This window comes from Salinibacter sp. 10B (genome assembly GCF_002954405.1).
In the GTDB taxonomy this organism is placed as follows: Bacteria; Bacteroidota; Rhodothermia; order Rhodothermales; family Salinibacteraceae; genus Salinibacter.
The window spans coordinates 2,299,479-2,318,846 of sequence record NZ_MQWC01000004.1; the positions used below are offsets into that span (position 1 = coordinate 2,299,479).

11 protein-coding genes are annotated in these 19,368 nt (G+C 62.2%); 5 read left to right on the forward strand and 6 right to left on the reverse strand.

Annotated elements, in window-relative coordinates:
• Window positions 1-123 precede the first annotated feature (123 nt).
• Window positions 124-1,617: an HAD-IG family 5'-nucleotidase gene (locus tag BSZ35_RS09520; RefSeq protein WP_105012215.1), complete on the reverse strand. Its 1,494-nt coding sequence runs from the start codon at window positions 1,615-1,617 to the stop codon at window positions 124-126.
• 438 nt (window positions 1,618-2,055) lie between these two features.
• On the opposite strand from BSZ35_RS09520, the gene BSZ35_RS09525 reads away from it, so the two are divergent.
• Window positions 2,056-3,765: a hypothetical protein gene (locus BSZ35_RS09525; protein ID WP_105012216.1), complete on the forward strand. Its 1,710-nt coding sequence runs from the start codon at window positions 2,056-2,058 to the stop codon at window positions 3,763-3,765.
• Window positions 3,766-3,895: 130 nt separating this feature from the next.
• A complete protein-coding gene (proB, locus tag BSZ35_RS09530) occupies window positions 3,896-5,050 on the forward strand; it encodes a glutamate 5-kinase (protein ID WP_105012217.1) in 1,155 nt (384 codons plus the stop codon).
• A 156-nt stretch (window positions 5,051-5,206) separates the two neighbouring features.
• On the opposite strand, the gene BSZ35_RS09535 is transcribed toward proB, so the two are convergent.
• The 3 genes from BSZ35_RS09535 to BSZ35_RS09545 form a co-directional block, all read right to left on the reverse strand.
• Window positions 5,207-5,488: an amphi-Trp domain-containing protein gene (locus tag BSZ35_RS09535; RefSeq protein WP_105012218.1), complete on the reverse strand. Its 282-nt coding sequence runs from the start codon at window positions 5,486-5,488 to the stop codon at window positions 5,207-5,209.
• Window positions 5,489-5,610: 122 nt separating this feature from the next.
• Complete coding sequence (locus BSZ35_RS09540; protein WP_146110046.1) at window positions 5,611-6,852, reverse strand: YaiO family outer membrane beta-barrel protein; 1,242 nt, start codon at window positions 6,850-6,852, stop codon at window positions 5,611-5,613.
• A gap of 14 nt (window positions 6,853-6,866) precedes the next feature.
• Window positions 6,867-9,413, reverse strand: coding sequence for a sulfatase-like hydrolase/transferase (locus BSZ35_RS09545; protein WP_105012220.1), 2,547 nt, complete (start codon window positions 9,411-9,413; stop codon window positions 6,867-6,869).
• A 922-nt stretch (window positions 9,414-10,335) separates the two neighbouring features.
• Here BSZ35_RS09545 and BSZ35_RS09550 point away from each other — a divergent pair.
• Entirely contained in the window at window positions 10,336-11,310 is a 975-nt protein-coding gene (locus tag BSZ35_RS09550; RefSeq protein WP_258096175.1) for a 5'-nucleotidase, lipoprotein e(P4) family, read from the forward strand.
• 135 nt (window positions 11,311-11,445) lie between these two features.
• Here the strand turns inward: BSZ35_RS09550 and BSZ35_RS09555 are convergent, their stop codons facing one another.
• Entirely contained in the window at window positions 11,446-14,703 is a 3,258-nt protein-coding gene (locus BSZ35_RS09555; protein ID WP_105012221.1) for a S41 family peptidase, read from the reverse strand.
• 272 nt (window positions 14,704-14,975) lie between these two features.
• Between BSZ35_RS09555 and BSZ35_RS09560 the strand changes: the two genes are divergently transcribed.
• Window positions 14,976-15,689, forward strand: a complete 714-nt coding sequence (locus BSZ35_RS09560) for a thymidine kinase (RefSeq protein ID WP_105012222.1) — start codon at window positions 14,976-14,978, stop codon at window positions 15,687-15,689.
• Between the two features lie 3 nt (window positions 15,690-15,692).
• Here BSZ35_RS09560 and BSZ35_RS09565 read toward each other — a convergent pair whose 3' ends face one another.
• Complete coding sequence (locus BSZ35_RS09565) at window positions 15,693-17,138, reverse strand: diguanylate cyclase (RefSeq protein ID WP_105012223.1); 1,446 nt, start codon at window positions 17,136-17,138, stop codon at window positions 15,693-15,695.
• Window positions 17,139-17,727: 589 nt separating this feature from the next.
• Here BSZ35_RS09565 and BSZ35_RS19515 point away from each other — a divergent pair.
• On the forward strand, window positions 17,728-19,368 hold the full coding sequence (locus tag BSZ35_RS19515; protein WP_181149272.1) for a formate/nitrite transporter family protein: 1,641 nt from the start codon (window positions 17,728-17,730) through the stop codon (window positions 19,366-19,368).

A 19,368-nucleotide genomic window follows, 5' to 3' on the forward strand; every position in this document is an offset into this window, starting at 1 on the left:
TCTCTTCTGTTACCTGTGTCCCCGGGTGCCCCCCCCATACGCCCACACTCCCAGACGCACACAGATTAGGTCGATTTCGCCAGACAGCCCCTCTCCTTGAATCAAAGCCCTTTCTGTCCTGCCCTACCCCCGCTCCTTGGCTGTTGTCTCGTCCCACTCATAGCCAGAGGTGAGGGAGGAGTACTTCGGCTCCCGCTCAGCGGCCTCGTCGTGAGGCAGGCTGCCACGATGCGAGCGCAGGTACGTGAAGGGGGTATGGTGGAGGAAATTCGACACGCGGCCCGTGTAGACGTCCGCGTAGCGCTCCACCTGCCGTGCGAATAGACTCTTGTCCTTGCCGGTGCGCATGAGGGGCCCCCAGTTCTCGTTCACGAGGCGGCTCGATTCCTTGGCGAGAGGAGCAATGCGCTCATCGAGCGCCGTGAGGCGGGTGCGGAGCGTTTGCATCTCTTCTTCCAGCGTCTTCGCATCCGGCCCGTTCGGGCCGCCGTAGTCCTTCTTGAGACGCTGCCGCTGCAGCCGCTTGGCCGAGAACTCCGCTTCCAGCTGCTCCTTCTTTTCCATGAGTCCCGACAACTGATCCTGCTTCTCGGCAAAGGCCTGAAACTCTTCAATTTCGGTCTCCAGTTCGCGCACCACAAGCGCCGTGCGCCAGCGCAGCACCTTCTTCGAAACGTTGACGTCGACGAAGAGGTGATCTCCCACGTAGAGAATCTCCTCGCCCCGTAGGCCCAGACTTTCCTCTACCAGCGGCGCATTGGCTCCTACGTAAACGTGCCCCTCTTCCAGCGGCCCATTCTTGTGCTCGCGTAGGAGTCCGTCTTCGCTCTCCACCCGAAACGCAGGCATGCGCACCGAGAAGAAATCCGGCTTGCGGGCGCCCACAATCGATAGATCGAAGAGATCACGCCACGTCATGCCCTCCGGCAGGAAGTCATTGAAGGCATACTCCAACATCGGGCGGGCATAGTCCCACTCCGAGTTGGTAATGAGCAACACCTTCTTACCAGCGCGCTTCTGATCGAGCAGCGTGAGCGGCATCTCCGGGTCCAGGTTCACGAAGCGCCCCGGGTTGTTCACAATCTTCTCTTTGAGGCGCCCCTCCATGTGCGCCTCGTCAAGCGTCTGCTGTACCTCCTCGAAAAGGTCGGCGTAGCCCATTGAACTGCCCAATTTATTGGCGTCGAGCAGGTCGACGAGCTGCATGTACATACAGGCCGACGAGATGGAAAAGAGGGTATTCAGAAAGTGCCATCGATCCTCCCCCAGATCAACCAGGGTCCGCTGATATACTTCTCGCTGTCGATCAAAATTGAGGGGTTCGGTCCCGTGAAAGGCCCGCTTCACGTACCCAAAGCGGTTGGCCTTTACGACATTGCCGTGCTCGGTATCGAGCACGAGCCCCCGAATGACGAGATCAGGATCAAAAGCAAGGTCCTCCACCGGCCAGCCCTTTGCCAGCAGTCCCTCTTTGATGAAGCTGTATGCCCGCTGCTCCCACTCGCGCATGTGGTAGTGAACGAGCGTGTAGTCCATGTCATATCCGATGGCCCGGATGCCACGCAGGTTGAGCGTGCGGTTGCAGAAGAGCCCGCGAGCGGGATCAATCGATTCCATAGAGCAGAAGGGATGTGCCGAGTTTCGTTGAGGAGTTTGGGTAAACGGGCCGAGCTCGGGATTGCTTCGTTATGAACCCGTTCGACCTCCTGTGGCTCTCCCGAGTGGAGTCGGAAGACCGAATCAGAATGCCTACTGAAGATGCTGGCGGAGGGTGAAAGCGTGAAGGTGCGAACGTTGACAGAAAACGATGTTCGGATGTCGAAGGCGGATGATACCCTGCAGTTACAACGGAAACGACTTGGAGGGGTGGATCGGTGAGGCGATGCATTCGTAGGACGGGCGAATTCGGGTGTACGTGATATCGACCGCCTCTGCTGACAAAACCGCATACCAGCATCGCCTAACGGACCTTCTCTACCCTTGGAATTTTCCTTTTTACGTCCACGAAGAGTCCCCGGTCCTAGCGCTCAACCTTCCAACCTTCAACGTTCCCCCGTGACTCGACGGCTTCTTCCTTCCCTTCTGCTCCTCATTGGACTCTGCACGATTGGACTCTGCACGGCCCGAACGGCCCAGGCACAAACCGACGGCCTCCTCCAGATCGACGACGAGACCCACCGGTTCCTCCAGTCGCAGCAGACGAAGGGCCATCTGCCAGACGCCTTCCTCTCCCACCAGCCGCTGTCGGTGTACGAGGCCCGTCGCTACCTCGACTCCCTTGCCGTTCGCGACAGTGCCGAGCAGATCCTCACGCCGGCAAATCGAGAACACCTCGCCTGGCTTCGGGGAACCACGGATCGTCCCGGCGCCGAATGGGCCGAGCGCACATTTTCGCTGTACGAGAATGGGCGGGACCTGATCTCACTCGCAGGCGAAGACTACGCTTTGCAGCTCAACCCGCGGTACTACGGCTTTCTCGGGCCGTCCGTCCACAGCGAGTCGTCGTCCCGATTCGCAAACGACCTCGCCTGGCGCAACACGCGCGGCCTCCGCTTCTCGGGCCACGTGGGCGATCACCTCTTTTTTGAAAGCCGGGTGTCGGAGAATCAGTGGCGGCCCGTCTGGCCGTCGTTCGCCAACAACACGGCGCCGCGCGTGGGGCACATCTCCTTCTACGACAACGGCGACCCCTACAACTTCTTCGAGGCCACCGGCGTCGTAGGGCTTCGCAGTCGGCACTTTGAGGTGCGTCTCGGCCGGGCTCGAAACCACTGGGGACCGGGACAGGGCAGCCTGTTCCTTTCCGATTACGGGACCGTTTACGATCAGGCACAGATCCGCGCAACCCTCGGGCCCCTGCAGTACAACTACCTGCTGGCCCGCTTCCTCGACACCGAGTCTCAAAGCATTGCCAGCGGCCCGCGTCGTCCCTCTCGGTACGGGGTTTTTCACCACCTCACGCTCCACGTGACCGACGCGCTTACGTTCGACTTCTACGAGGGCATCATCATGGGGCGCGACACCACCGCCGGGGGCACCGGCTTCGATCCCGGCTATCTCAATCCGGCCATCGTCTTTCGGCCCATGGAGCGGGACCTTGGGAGTGCTGGAAATACCTTGCTGGGACTGGGTGGGTCCTGGCGCCCCCTGTCGGGCGCGAACATTTATGGCCAGTTCGTCCTGGACGAACTCCGCGTCCCTGAGATCGGCAATCAGTGGTGGGCCAACAAGTGGGGCTGGATGCTGGGCCTGCACGTCGTGGAGCCGGGCGTGCCGCACCTGTCGGCCCGCATCGAAGCCGCACGCCTCCGCCCCTACCTCTACAGCCACCGCACCTCGGCCTCGGCCTTCACCCACATGAGCGACGTCGTCACTCATCCCGCCGGCCCCAACAGCATCGATCTCTCCGTCTTCCTCGACTACACGCCCCCCGGCCCGTGGCACGCGCTGCTCCACGGCAGTTGGACGGTGCACGGGCGCAACGAGATCGGCCCCGATGGAACCGTCACCGCTAACTACGGGGGGGACGCCACCGTGCCCTCTCGTCCCCGGGTCCGGAGTCGTCCGGTGCCAATGCTTCAAGGCATCCGGCAGCGGCAGGGGGTCCTGGAGGCCGCGCTCGCGTATGAGGTGCTGCCCCACCTGCGCGTGACGGCCGCCGTGCGGGGCGAACGCCTGGTCGACGCCGAACGAGGCACAGACACCTACCTCAGCCCGCGCCTCGTACTGAACTGGGGACTGCCGTTTCAGCACCTTCGGTATTAGCCCCCCTTGATGAAGGCACAGCAAAAGGCCCGCCGGTCGGTTGCCGATGCGCCGGGGCCTCTCTTCTTTAGGTGGAGAGTGGCGGCCTCTCCATCCAACGTGGGCATTCCTCCTCGATTCTCGATCCCCCATGCCTTCTGCTCCCTCCCTCCCCGACTGGAACCGCGCCGTCGTAAAGGTCGGCAGCGCCCTCATCGCCCCCGACAATAGCGGCTGCAGCACGACGCACCTGTTGCCCATTGCCCGGTTTATCATCGAGAGTCGACGACAAGGAAAAGAGGTGATCCTTGTTTCCTCTGGTGCCGTGGCCGCGGGGTTGGCCGAGCAGAACCGCGACGATCCCAGCACCGGCCTCTCCATCCCTGAGCGGCAGGCCCTCGCCGCCATCGGGCAGCCGCTGCTCATGGCCCACTGGCGCCGCCTCTTCGACGTGACGTGCGCGCAGGTCCTTCTCACGTACGACGACCTGCAGCGCCGATCCCGCTTCGTGAACGCCAAAAACACGATCGCGGAGCTGCTGGACCGCGGCACGCTTCCCATCGTCAACGAGAACGACACGGTGGCCACCGAAGAGCTCCAAGTGGGCGACAACGACAACCTCGCCGCCTACGTGTCCGTGCTTGCCGAAGCGGACCTCCTCGTCATCTGTTCGGACGTGGACGGCCTCTATACGGCCGATCCGCACCAGGACCCGTCCGCCAAACAGCTCCCCGAGGTGGACAAGATCACCGAAGAAATTTACGAGATGGTGGGAGGATCGCACCGGGCGGTGGCCACCGGAGGCATGCAGACGAAAGTGGAGGCGGCCGAGAAGGCCACGGACCGGGGCATCGACACGGTGCTCGTGAACGGAACGAAGGGGCGTCACCTCGACGCCCTCGGGCGTGGAGAGATGCCGGGGACCCTCTTCCGGCGCGCCGAGCGCCCCCTCTCCGCCCGCAAGCACTGGATGCTGCACGCCCTCCCCACCACCGGCCGCATCGTGATCGATGCCGGGGCCGCCCAGGCACTTCAAGATCACGGTGCCTCCCTCCTGCCCTCCGGCGTGGTGGCCGTCGAAGGCCCGTTTGGGCAGGGCGATGCCGTGGAAATTGCTGTCACAGAGGAAACCGATGCCCCCACTTCCCGAATTGGCAAGGGCATCACCCAGTACGGCTCGGAGGCGCTCCGCCGCATCCAGGGCCGGCAGAGCCATGCCATCGAGGACATCCTGGGCAATGCCCCCGCCGACCACGTCGTGCACCGCGACGATCTAGTGCTGCAGCACGCTGATCGGGACGGGTAGCCCTGCCTCCGAGGTACCGCCTGGAATGGGGCGAGTACGTGTCCCGTCAACATGATGTGCGACGTGAGGGGAGATGGGTACGGCGTCACGCGACATGCGTTACGGATCACGAGGGCCCCTCTCGTCAATCGTCCCGTCCTCGCCCCTACACGAGCATTATCCAATCTCCAGCGTGCCCTGCGCGGTGCCGTCGTCGTCTTCGTGCCACTCCAGCTCGAACTCGATTTCCATTTCGGCCGAGCCGTCCTCGTGTGCGTCCCGCTCTACGTCCACCTCAAACTGCAGGCGCTCGGGCACGGACACGGACGTCGTTTCGCCCCCCGCAGCAAATTCCAGCGTGCCGTCGCCGTCCAGCTTGTCGGCGATTTCGCGCAGGTAGGCGGCCACGTTGGCCCGAGAAAAGGTCTGCTCAAACTCAAAAAGGGTTTCGTTGGACATGGGAATGGAAGTTGATGTACAAAAACGCGAGCGTCCGTCTCTTTTTTACGTCGCCAAATTTCATCGGTTGCTTTTACCAGCAACCGCACGACGCCTCGCGACGTGCCTCGCCCATTCCCGCGTCAAAATTTATACGAGACGGAGAGGCGCACGCTCACTCGCTTTTGGACACGCGCCGGAAACTCCTCCCTGTCGTACCCCACCGACCCGCGAAGCAGCGTCCGATAGTTCAGCGCCATCTGCCCACCGGCCGACACACTCCAGGACGACTGACGCTGCACATCTTCCTCAAACATTGCCTCGCGGGCCGAAGTCCCGGCACTTCCGGCCAGCTCCACGTACGTACGGGCTCCGCCCAAATACCGACGCATGGTTCCTCCCACCGATACGGACGTACCCCCAGAAGACGGCGTGACGTAGCTCGCCCCTCGAAGCATGTAATTGCCCCAGTACTTCGTAAGCGAGCCGGTATAAATAAATGTATTTCCTCCTCCAAAATTGAGATGGCGCACCCCAACCTCTCCTGTGAGGCTGTAGGGAAGGCTTTTGTAGAGAGACGCCCCAAAGCGATAGTCCGGAAAAATCGACGACGCCGACACGCCCCCACTCACGTAGGCATAAAGCCCGCTCATCAGCGACGGATACGCATCTACCTCAAACTGCAGGCCACTGGTGGAAAACCGGTGTGCGTAGCGGACGCGGCCAGTGATACTCCCGATGGACGTTGATCGCCCCACACTCACTGCCCCAAAGGTCCAGGGCGTTCGAGAGCCCTGAAAGGCATCGCGGCGAGCGGCAAGCGTGGTGGTGTAGTGCATCTGGTCCTGCCGAAGGCTTTGCAAGGCCTCCCGGGCTTCGTCGTCGTTAGGCCGGGAGGCCAGAACGGCATTCAGCTGCGTAGCCGCAGCGTCGGGCTGTCCCATCCATTGCAGGATGGACGCGCGCTTGCGCATGAAGTACGGATCTTCGGGATAGTGCTCTCGGGCCTGGTTGGCATACGTGAGGGCATCTTGGGGATGATCGGACCACGTCTCGACATCAATGATGGCCTTCAGGGCTTCGTAGTGGTCCGGATCCCGCTCCAGCACATACCGCAGTTCGCGTCGTGCCTGGTCGTGCTGCTCCTCCCAGGCAAGTGTACGGGCCACAAAAACCCGGATGCCGTGATAGTTGGGGGCTGCGTCCAGCGCCCGGTAGGCCATGGCGCGTGCCTTCTCGTAGTTCTCGTCCTCGAACGCAATGGTCCGCGCCTGGGCAAAGAGAGAATCGACCGACTGGCCGTGCACGACGGACACGCCAAAGAGGAGGGCAACAATCATCCCCGCGAGCACGCCCGTCCCCGGCTGAATCCACAATCTAGACACAAAAACAAATCGGTTCACGGATGGAGGCGGTTCTTGAGCGTGGGAAGTTCGTCGTAGTCCGGGGCCGTCTGCTCGAGAGTTGCTACAACCTGCGTGGCATCCGCAGAACGGTTAAGGGCAAGCAGTGCCTTTGCCTTCTTGGCCAGGAAGTCGGCCCGATCGGGGTGGCGGTCTAGCCCCGCATTGATCGTCTCCAAGGCTGCTCGCGGGCGTCCGGCCCACAGCTCTACGTCGGCGAGGGCGTTGTACGCATCGTAGTACGCCGGATTGCGCTGGAGAATGGTGCGAAAGTGGTCGCGAGCCGTGTCGAACTGCTGCGTCCAGGCGTAGGTGCGCCCCAACAGCGTACGCACGTCGTGGTAGTCCGGGCTTGTCTGCAAAAGACGACGACAAAGAGCCCGGGCCACCGCATAGTCCCCATCGAAGGCCTTTCGCCGAGCTACCTGAAACTGCTCAGTCGTATTCAAGTCCTGCTCGTCGATGCGCGCAAGCACCGTGTCGATGGCCTGCTGAGGCGACGCGGGCCCATCGGGCGCCGACGCCGCCCGGTACGGCGTGGTGGGCGGAAGCTCGTGCCCCGGCACCTCCGGACTGTACAGCTTGTTCTGCTGCGTCACGTACTGGTTGACCCGTTTGAAGCGGGCCATGCGCTGCTCCAAATCGGCCTGCTTGTCGGGATTGTTCACGGGCGTCAGCGCCATTCCCTCCGACAGGCGGTACAACTGGTCGTCGGCCTGGTAGTAATCCTTGTGCAGATAGTCGATGAGCTGATTCTTGTTGCGCATCAGCGGCCGCGAGTGGACATTGCGAAACTGCCGCGCCGTGTCAATCCGCGTGCCCAGCCAATGGGCCGTCTCCGGCCACGAAAGCCCAAACTGTGCCTGGAGAAAGCCGAGGAGGGTCGGCCCCACGTCAGCGTGACTGGAGACGGATGCAAAGGTCGCACTTTCGGCCAGAAGGGGCGAGTAGAGGAGGAACGGGACGTGATAGCGGGCGATCTGGGTCGGCTGCGGAATTGGAATCAGCCGATGATCGCCGGTAATCATAAAAATCGTGTTCTCGTACGCAGGCTGCGACTGGTACCATTCGAAGAATTGGCGAAGGGCATCGTCGGTATAGAGAAGGGTCGTCAATTCCGATTGATACGTCCGATAGCGCGCAGCCTCGTCTTCGCTAAGGTTGAGTGCCTGGAGCCGCTGCTCGAAGCGGCGCCAGTAGTCTTCTTCCTCCGGCACCACGAAGGGATCGTGGGACTGCAGGGTGTGGAAGATGTCGAGACGCGGCTGCCGATCAACGGTATCGATGATCGAGGTCGCCAGGGAAAACATTTCCTTGTCGGGATAGCCCCAGTACCGCTCCGTAGCCCCAGGATCGCCCCCAAAGCGCCGATGCAACTCGGACCGGTCCACGAGACGATCAATCTCTTGCCGCTTTAGAAATTGGTCGACATTGTCGAACGCCGTGTCGAATCCGCTGTAATAACTGGTATGATATCCGCGCTCTCCCAGCAGGCGGATCAGCGTCTGGTGCCGGGGCATGTCGTCGCCCATCGCCATGAAGCCGCGCTCAGCAAAGGGCAGAGCGCCAAAAAGAGAGGGCATGAGACCGAAGGTACGCCCCGTCGTGCTCAGGAAATTTTTCCAGTACAGCCCGTCACGCGCCAGCGAGTCGACGAACGGCGTCATGCCTCCATACCGCGCCTCCTCTCCGATGAAGGTCGTCCCCAACCCTTCGAACACAATGACCACGACGTGAGGGGGACGGTCAAGGGCGTCCAGCTTGGCCTGGTCAAAAAATGGCCCCAGCACGTCCTCGTAGTTCGCCCGGTACATCCAGGGATACTCCCGGCTCCGCACGGAAGCATCGGCAGACGCAACATTGTCGGTGGGCTCCGTCTTGGGCTGGTACTCCGTGGAGGACGAGGCAAAAGCCCACGCTGCGCTCTCCCCAAGAAAGTATGCCGTTTTGTTGAGGGCAAGGTGTTCGGCCGCGGGGCGGTCGGCATCCAAGGCAGACGTCGAAACAAACAAATTGAGGAGGGCGAGAATCCCGACGGCATAAAGGGCCTTATCGGGGACGCCCCCCGCGCGAAGGAAAAACGCGTTGCCCACAAGCACTGCGATGAGGACGAGCGCATTCCCCCAGAAGACGACATTGCCGGCACCGGAGGTCTGAACCGTGTCTACGACCTCCGTCAGGTCGTAGGCCCAAAAGTCCAGGCCCAGCGGCTGCAGTGTGGTGGTGTAGTAGCGAATGAGGACCAAATGTCCCACAATGAGCACCACAAGCCCCGCCAGTGTGACCCCGAAGGCCACGGACCTTCCCGCAATCGAGAAGAGGGTGAGATACCCCCCAATGATCCCCACCGCCACAAACAACGAAAACTCCAGGTCGTGCAGTCCCCCGACCAACTCGTGCTTCCACAGCGCTACATCCAGCGAGTGATGAGCCCGAACGAGCCCGTATTCGATGAGACGACTAACGATCAGGGACGCAAAAAACGCAGCCCAGAGGACCCCCCCATCTCGGAAGACACCTTCAAGGTCAAGATCGAGGGTCATTGAAGAGGGATACTGAATTCAGGGACAACCGACCATCCTACTCTCTAACAGCACAACAAAGGACCGGACAGCGACACCGCCCATATCGTAAAGGGATCACAAAAACTGGTCCATGCTGCACGAAAAGTCCTTTGGCATGTTCGTAGCGCAGTGCACAGTCCTCCTTTGCAATTGGTATTGGAACGTGTTGTGTTACGCGTATCCGCTCCTAAGTAACTTCAATCATGGATTTGGACTTTGCCCTACTCAAAATCGGCTTTTGCAACCATTGCGGGTCGTTTTTTAGACGCCAAGCCCCAAGTTTTCGATTGAAGTCACTTGGTCTCCAGCAACGCCCCCTCGTCGCTCTAGAATGTGGGGAGGTATGAACTCGTCCCCTCGGACGAGAGGGTTGTGTAGCGTCGTTGGAGTCCAAGGCGTTACACAGGAGACGAAAGGCCCGGTGCTTCGTCCATGCTGATACATACAGGATCTGAGTCCTAGGGAAGCGGGAGGACCATGATGCTGATCGGAGTCGAACGCACCGAAACGGGAGGCGGGATCTGTTCTGTTTAACGAACTCACTGTTGCTCAAAGCAGCTGTACGCAACACGGGCCCAACGTCTTTCCCCAAGCATCCCGCCAGACTCACAGTATATGGAACGTAATACCAACCCCGGGAGCTCTATTCCGGTAGGAATCAGGCTTCCGTAGCGCCGTTGGAGTCCAACGGCGCTTCTGGTGCCATCCTTGACGGCACCGGCGATGCGAGAGGCTTTTGCGTATTGCACCGCCGTACCTCCTACCTGAAGTCTGCAGCAGGATTCGGTATAAAACGGCTTCTTTAGGATCCCGGAAGCCGACGTTCCATACGTCGCTGGGCGGGATCCCACCTGAAACAGCTTCTCCTTCTCAACTTCTATTTCCCCACCCCCAACCGCCGATGGCCGCCCTTCGCACGCTCTCCCCCTCCTTCGTCCTGTATGCCATTGGAACGATGGTCCTACTCACAACCGGATGTGGCACCACACATCCCCGTTCCGCCCCCGCCTCCACCGAGGCAGCAGCACGAGCCGACAGTCTGGCCCGCGTGACCGACAGTCTCGAACAGGCCCTCGCGGCGCAGACGGAGCGCGCTCACCTGCGCCATCCCAACCTCGACGCTACACTTTGGACCCAGACGGCGGTTGAATACGACGGGGTCACACAGGGGACCTACCGCCTAGCATCGGTCATGATGAAACGGGCCCTGACTGATTCCAGCTGGTCCGCCGCATTGGCCCAGGCTGAGGAGTCGGCCGCGCAGTACCGTGAGAAGCCCCCCGCCGTGGTGCTGGACGTTGACGAGACGGTGCTCGACAACAGTGCCTATCAGGCTCGTCTCGTACAAAACAATGAATCCTACGACACTCAAAGCTGGAACGCCTGGTGTCGCGAACAACAGGCCGACGCGGTGCCTGGAGCCCTGCGCTTTACGCAGCAGGCCGACTCGATGGGCGTGCAGGTCATCTACCTCACGAATCGGGACTCGGTTGTAGAGGCGGCCACGCGCGCTAATCTCCGAGCGCTGGGCTTTCCGGTGGAGGATGCGCCGGACGCCGTGCTCACGCAGGGCGAACGGCCCGGCTGGACGCCGAAAGCCTCACGCCGCGCCTGGGTGGCGGAGCGCTACCGCGTGCTGCTGCTTGTCGGCGACAACCTGGGCGACTTCGTCGAGCCCGCCGACACGTCCCTCGCCGCTCGTCGTCGCATGAGCCACCGGCACGCCGACTTCTGGGGCACACGCTGGATTGTCCTTCCCAACTCCCAGTACGGATCGTGGATGGGTGCGCTTTTCCAGTACGATTACGCCCTCTCGCCGACCGAACAGCTCCGCCGCAAACATGATCGGCTCAAGACGAAACCCCAAACGCCTTGATGGCCGAATTGCCCCCATCGTCGGGTAGGGCGTTCCGACATACGCCGGATGTTGAACTAGCAGGAGAAACGTTGGGGGCGGCGGTCTGAGGGCCGTCGTCCCTTTTCGTAAAAGCCCGGGGTCCACTGTGTGTTGCTACTGATTGCCGTTCGGCCGCTGCGTGCGATCCGGGGCCGGAGGCTGCTCGCGCAGGTCCATACCCTCCGTTTCGAGAAGGCGCAGACCTTCCTCCACCGCCCGTTCAAGCTGCGGGTCACGCCCTTGCTCCACGAGACGCGGCGTCATCTCCACCTCTACGTCCGGTGCCACGCCCTCATTCTCAATAGCCCATTCCCCCTCGGTCGTAAAGAAGCCACCGCGCGGCGCCGTAATGGCCCCGCCGTCAATGAGCGGAGGCGTCCCCCAGATGCCAACCAGCCCGCCCCAGGTGCGCGTACCCACCAGGGGACCGATGTCCATTTTGCGAAAGAGGTACGGCAGGTAGTCGCCCCCCGAGCCGGACATTTCATTGATGAGCATGACCTTCGGCCCCCACACGCCGGCTCCCGGGGAAGTGAAGGGCGTCTTTTCGCCAACCGGGTTGCTGAAGTACCCGTGCAGCTGGCGGCTCATCACGTTCACCATGTAGTCGGCCGCCGAGCCCCCGCCGTTGTAGCGCTCGTCAATGATGATGCCCTCTTTGTGCTGCTGAGAGAAGTAGTTGCGCGTAAAGTGCTGGTAGCCGCCCCCACCGGTGTCCGGAATGTAGACGTAGCCGAGACGCCCATTGGAGAGGGAGTCTACCCGCTGTCGGTTCTTCTCAATCCAAGCAATACGGCGCAGATCAGCCTCGCTACGGGTCGGAACGACAGTGACATCACGGGCTCCCTCGGCGGTCGGCTCGTCATTTACAGTGAGGATGGTCTGCCGCCCGGCCGTCCCTTCCATCGCTGCGTAGGGGTTGTCCTCCGCAGTAATCTCTGTGCCGTTCACGCCAATCAGGTAGTCGCCCTCACTCACGTCGATGCCCGGAGCAGCGAGCGGGCCCATAGCGTCGGTCCACGGCTCCCCCTCGAAGATGCGGGCAAAGCGGTAGTAGCCCTCGTCTGCCGCGAGATTTGCGCCGAGCAACCCCACCGGTACCCGATCCACCTCCGGCATGTCGCCCCCGCCGGTGTAGGAGTGCCCGACCGAGACCTCGCCGCCCATCACGTCGAGCACGTAGTTGACGTCTGCCCGATGCTGGGCGTGCTCGAGCCATGGCTTATAGCGCTCATACACGGTCGACCAGTCGGCTCCATGCAGGTTCTCGACGTAGAAATAATCGCGCTGAAACCGCCAGGCTTCCCGGTAGATTTGCTCCCACTCCTTCGGGGGCGTGATGCGCGCCTCCAGGTCCGTCGAGAGCGCTCCGTCTCCCACCGACGGATCACCGCTGGTCGGGACCACGCCCCACGTACCGCCCGCCCGGTAGAGCAGATTCTTTCGGTCGTGGGAGAGTTGGAACTGGCTCACGCCTTCCATAAACGTGGCGCTCGCCCGCTCGTCGAACGAGTAGCGCTTGAGTGCCGGTTCGCCGGGATCTTCCCCAACTGGGGTCGGCATCTCGACATAAAACAGGGTGCCTGACGGTCCGGCCCGCAACTGACTGTAGGTATCTTTCGGAACGCCGAGAGAAACGATGCGATCGCCGAGCCCGTCGCGGTCAACTTCGACGGTCACGGCGCCGGAGGCTTCCTCCTCATTTCCATTCTCGTTATTGTTGGTTGACTCCTCATCACTGCGAGGGAGAAGGGGAGACTCGTCATCGTCGGAGAGGACAGCGGCGTAGAGGCCGTAGGTGGTGGGCCGCCCGTAGCTGCTCATGTCGAGCCAGCCGGTGTCGAGGCCGAGATTGGTACTGCCAAGAAAGTAGAGATAGTCGCCGTCGGCGCCCCAGGTGGGGTGCCGCGTCTCCACGAGCGTGGTCGCCACCGGGGCCGTCTCGCCCGTCTCCATCGAGTAGAGCATCACTGCGTAGTGCAGGTTCTCCTGGCGAACAGTGTAGGCAATCCACTCACCGTCGGGCGACCACGTCGGATCGATGGCCCGCTCCGGCGTAGCGTAGGGATCGGTGTCTACCTCTGTCGTCTCGCCGGTCTCGGTGTTGAGCGTCCAGAGGGTGCGATCGGCGTCGGTAAAGAGGACGTGGGTGCTATCCGGCGACCATTCCAACTCGTAGTAGAAGGTGGGCCCGGGCAGGTCAAACCGCTCCGGTTCCGTCAGGCCCTTCTGGTCACTCACAAAGAGCTGGTACTCGCCCGAAGCATCAGAGAACCAGGCCACCTGCGTTCCGCCTGGCGACCAGGCAGGACTGCGGTCGGCGGCGCCGGCGCTCTCGGTGAGGTTGCGCCAGTCGCCATGCTCGGTCGGCACAGTAAAGACCTCACCGCGCGCCTCCATGACGGCCCGTTCGCCCATGGGCGAAAGCCGTGCGGTACGCACCTGACGCCCCACCTCCTTCCAGTCGGGGCGCGTCCAGGGCAGGTCGCCGCGCACATCGATCTCAAGCTGCGTCGTTGTGCCGGCCGAGGGGTCGTAGCGGTGCAAGTAGCCAGCCTGTTCGTACACGACCGCCCCGTCGCCCGCCGCCAGTCCCTTTACGTCGTAAACGTCGTGCGAGGTTACCTGCCAGAGCGAATCCGCCGCGGTGTCGTAGGCCCACACATTCATAGCACGGTCCCGCTCCGAGAGGAAATAGACCGTGTCGCCAAGCCATACCGGATTTTTGTGCCGGCTGCCCTCCCAAGGGACTTTCGTCAGGTCCATTGACTCCAGATCGAGGATACGAATCGGTTGGGCCTGACCGCCCTGATAGTTTCGCCACTCGGGGTCCCACGGATCCACGAGCTCATAGGCGAGACGCCGTCCATCCGGCGCCATCGTGCCAACGTACGCACGCGGCACCGACACCCGTTCCGGACGCCCGCCGCCATCCGGCTCCGTCGTCCAAAACTGCGGCTTCAAGTTCGGCCCCCCGCGCCGTCGGGACATGAAGAGCACCTCCCCGTCCGGCGTCCAGCCACGTACGTGGTCGGCACTCGGGTGGTGCGTTATGCGCCGGGGCTGCCCGCCGTCAATCGAAACGACGAACGCATCGGTATCTCCGTCGTACTCGCCGGTAAATGCCACCTGCTCCCCATCCGGCGAGAGGTGGGGCTGGGTTTCAGTACCGGGAAAGCTTGTGAGTCGCTCCGCCTCCCCACCGTTTTCCCCCACGACCCAGAGGTCGTTGGCGTAGGCAAAGACAATCGTGCCGTTTTCAACGGTGGGCTCGCGAAGAAGACGGGTCCCCTGTCCCTGCGCGGCGGAGAGCACGCCTATGCACAGGAAGAGCAGAAGAGCGGAAACAACAGGACGATGACGACCAATCATAGGGCGGCTCGACGATTCGGGGCATGGGAAATGTTGCGGCATCTGTCTGGCGAACGTTCTGTGGCCTCCAACGTCGACCACTGTGTCTCGGCTTTTTCTTTACGCCACCAAACGAATTTCAAGATGATGAACGGGCGGCCCGACATCAACCACGCTTCGTCCGTATTTGTCAGCGTTTCCGTGCGGCTCTTCTGTCTTGTCTGGCATTCCCGGGACGTGTTGACTTACCTTGAGGGTGTCCGTCCATTTTTCGCCCGTCCCACCTCCCCTTCATGTCCGCCCTCGAACCTCACATCGTCGACCGCAGCGATCGCAGCACCGGCTGGATCGAGGTCATTTGTGGCTCCATGTTTAGCGGCAAAACCGAAGAGCTGATCCGTCGGCTGCGCCGTTCCCGCTTTGCCCGACAGCAAACGGAGGTGTTCAAGCCCTCTCTTGATGCTCGTTACAGCGAGGATGAGGTCGTGTCGCACGACGAGAACACGGTGCCCACAACGCCGGTGGACACGGCCGCTCAGATCCTCCTCATGACGAGTGAAGCCGATGTCGTGGGCATCGACGAGGCGCAGTTTTTCGACAACGAACTGGTGGAGGTCTGCCAGCAACTCGCCAACGACGGGCGGCGAGTGATCGTGGCGGGACTGGATACCGACTATCGCGCCGAACCGTTCGACCCGATCCCTCAGCTCATGGCGGTCGCTGAACACGTGACCAAGCTGCATGCTGTGTGTGTGGAGTGCGGCGCGCCGGCCAATCATTCCCAGCGCATTGTGCCGGGCGAAGACCGTGTCCTTGTGGGCGCCACGGAGGCCTACGAGCCGCGCTGCCGAAAATGCTTCGAGCCAACGCCGGTGGAGGTACACCGCCCGCGTCCCCATACCGACGACTTCGAAATGGCGTCGTCCCCCCCATCCGCTCCGGACGACGAAATGGAACCGTCCCCCTCAGACGACCCGCGCTCTCTCAACGAGGGGGAGCCCTCGTAATCCTCAGCCGGAGACCATTTCCGCCGTGGCGGACATCGGAGAGTCGGGTGTGTCCTCCCTCGCCCGCCCCAAAGGATGGTCGTCCGCAATGACTGTCGATTGTGCCCCTTCCTTGGCCTCGTACATGGCCATATCGGCTGCATGGAGCGCCTGATCGATTGTGTCGTACGACGAGAGCCCCACGACGCCTCCGATACTCGCCGACACTCGAAGATCGCAACGATCGGTTTCAATGGGAAACCGAAGGGTCTTGTGGATACGATCGGCCACCGAGCGTGCCTCCCCGGCCGTCGTCGCGTCCGGAAGACAGATCACAAACTCGTCGCCTCCGATGCGCCCCACGCGGTCCTCCCCACGCGTGATCGTACGGAGCAACTCCGCCGCGCGGACGAGCACCTGATCGCCCGTGTTGTGACCGTATTCGTCGTTGATTGGCTTAAAACCATCGAGGTCGAGGTACAGAAGCGCCCCGCTCCTGTCAGAGCGAGTCTGCATCAGCTCTCGAATGTCCTGCTGGACCGCGTATCGATTGGGGAGATTCGTGAGTGCGTCGTGCATGGCCTTGTGCTTCAGACGCTCCTCCCGCTTCTGCTGGTCCGTCACGTCGCGCTGGGTCGACACCCAGTGGGTTAACTCGTTCGTCTCACTGTAAACGGGGGCAATGTGCCAGGACACCACGTACGGCGTGCCGTCCTTCCGGTAGTTGACCGTTTCGGCGTGAACGGCCCGCTCGTTCTCGAGAGCACTCCGCACTTTGTTGAGCACGGACCGATCCGTCTCCGGTCCTTGGAGCATGCGGGGCGTTTGCCCGACCAGCTCCCCGCGCTCGTACCCGGTCATCCGGGAGAACGCTTTATTCGTCCATACAATCCGGGGACCGGGAGCCTCCAGCGGTTCTGCTTCGGTAATCACCACGGCGTCCTCGGCCTCTTCCAGGGCCGACTTGAGATACCCAATCTGATAGGTCATGCGGTGAGCCTCCAAAAGGTCCACGACGATATCGGCGAGCGTGGTCAGGCGCGCCTGCTGTGCCCGCCCGAAGGAGCGAGGACGCTCATCCGTCAGGCAGAGCGTCCCCAGCCGAAGATTGTCGCCCATGTCGAGCGGGGCGCCCGCATAGAACCGAATCTTCTCCCCGGTAACGAAGGGGTTGTCCGCAAAACGTTCGTCCTCGGTGGCGTCTTCCACCACCATCACTCCATCGTCGAGAATTGCATAGGTGCAGAACGAACTCTCCCGGTCCGTCTCGTCGACCTCCCACCCACAGATTGACTTGAACCACTGGCGATCGCGGTCGATCAGTGTGACGGCCGCACTCGACACGTCGAAGAGATCTTGGGCAAGGGTCGTGATGCGATCGAAGGACGCCTCGGGATCCGTGTCGAGAATGCCAATCTGATTCAGAGCCGCGAGTCGCTCGTCCTCATTGGCAGGAAAGGGGACATCCACAAGAAACGGAATTGGAATATGGGAGGGACTCGCGCACCCGTTTTTCTGAGCAAGGAACAGGCCACAGTCCTGGAAAATACGCTTTTAGCGCACATTACCCACCCCAAACTACGTACAAATCCCAAAAACACGGGAATGTACGTAGGACTGAACTGGTGTTTCAACACTCCGAGACGGTACTCGTACGTAGTGATCCGAGACGAATTTGAACGAGACGCTCCCGTTGCCATGACGCACGCTCGTTCTTCTCCCTCTTCTCCCCCCAAACGACAGCCGAAACGTCAACCCAAACGGCAGCCCAAGCGTCAGCCGAAACGGCAGCCCACAGAGCCGACGCGCGTGCCCAACCCTACACGTCGCGAACCGAACACGCCGGATCCCGATCGACGGGAGCCGAGTACGCCGAGCCCCTCCTCCGGCGAGTAGCCCTCCCCGTGTCCCCCAACGCCCGTCCTTTCGTGCCCCCTTCTCCGTAGCTGCACGGTCCGTGTCTCTATATTGTTGATTGATTACATGCGGCGGTGGACCTGTACGAAAGGTGCCCCGTCCCATTGTTGTCTGTTCAGACAAACAAGAGCACATCCACGGTATGGATTCTTCCGCATCGGACCGTCCCGACTCGGCGACGTCGGGACTGGCGACAAGCGACGGAGACCTCCCGCTCTCTCTGCCCCGCCTTGACGCCGCAGCTGGTGAACAGAGCCGGATGCGGGAGGTGCTTGACCGCTCCGAGAGTGGGGCACCGGCAGCGGGGGAGGCCCTCCGCGACCTCTTCTCGACCGACGAGATTTTCCACCGCCTCGTCATTGCCGCCGACGAGGAGTTCAGTCGCTCTACGCGCCTTCTCTTCCTAAGCGGACTGGCCGCTGGTCTCTCAATCAGCCTGTCGTTTCTTGGCATGACGGCCCTTACGGCCCTCTGGCCCGGCGAAGCGGCTCGACTGGTGGGGTGCCTCCTCTACCCGCTTGGCTTCCTGTTCGTGGTGATGGGGCGCTACCAGCTCTTCACGGAGAACACGCTGACGCCGGTGACGCTCGTGCTCACCCGGATCGCAAGCATTCCCCGATTACTGCGCATCTGGGGCGTGGTCCTGGGGGCCAATGTATTGGGGGCGGCGCTCTGCGCCTACGTGCTCGCCACTACGGGCGTCTTTTCGCCGGAGATGGCAACGGTGGCCCACGACTTTGGACTGCACTTCCTGAAGATGTCCTGGGCGGACCTCTTCTGGAAGGGGGTCTTTGCCGGCTGGCTCGTGGCCGGGATGGTGTGGCTCAACTACGCCGCCCGCGACATGACGTCCCGTTTCCTCATCACGTTTACTCTCATTTACACCGTGGCTGCGGCGGAGCTGGCCCACTGCATCGTAGGCTCGGCCGAGGTGCTCTACGTCGTCTTTCAGGGAGACGCGACGGTCTCCGCCTTCGCCCTTGACTTCCTGGTCCCGGCGGTGCTCGGCAACACCGTGGGCGGCGTCGGGCTGGTCGCCATTCTCAACTTCTCCCAGACGCGCGACCACCGCTTCCCGCACCGCGACTGCGGCCAGCTGGAGCTGACGTGGACCGAGTGGCTCTTCGGCCACTCGGCCGGCCGTCCCGAGTCGGAGGGGGATGAGGAAAACAATCAGCCGCTCGACCCGCCAGTGCACCCCGACGACCATGCATATGGCCCGCCCGATGCCCCCGTGACGGTCGTGCAGTACGGGGACTACGAATGTCCCACGAGCCGGCAGATCTACCGTTCGGTCAAGCGATCGATCATGGACCTTACAGACCGGAGCGACGTGACGAAGCCGCCGGTTCGGTACGTCTTCCGCCATCTGCCGCTGCGGCAACGTCACCCTCATGCCGTGCACGCCGGGGTGGCCGCGGAGGCTGCGGCTAAGCAAGGGGCCTTCTGGGACATGCACGAGCAGCTGTTTGCCCACCAGGACCACCTGGAGGACGAGGCCCTGCACACCTACGCAGCGGCGATTGGCCTCGACCTTGATCGATTTGACGCAGATCTGCAGGGCGATGCGCTCCACGAGCGTGTGATGGCGGACCGCAGCGCGGCGGTGAAGAGTGGGGTTCGCCGCACGTCCAACCTCTTTATCAACGGGGAGCGGTACCAGGGGGCGCTGACCCCAAACGCCATTGCCCGTGCCCTGCGCCGGCAGGCCGCCGCCGAGGCGCCCCTCCCGGACGACGATGAATTCTACGACGAGCCGGAGCCGACGACCGACCGGGCGTAG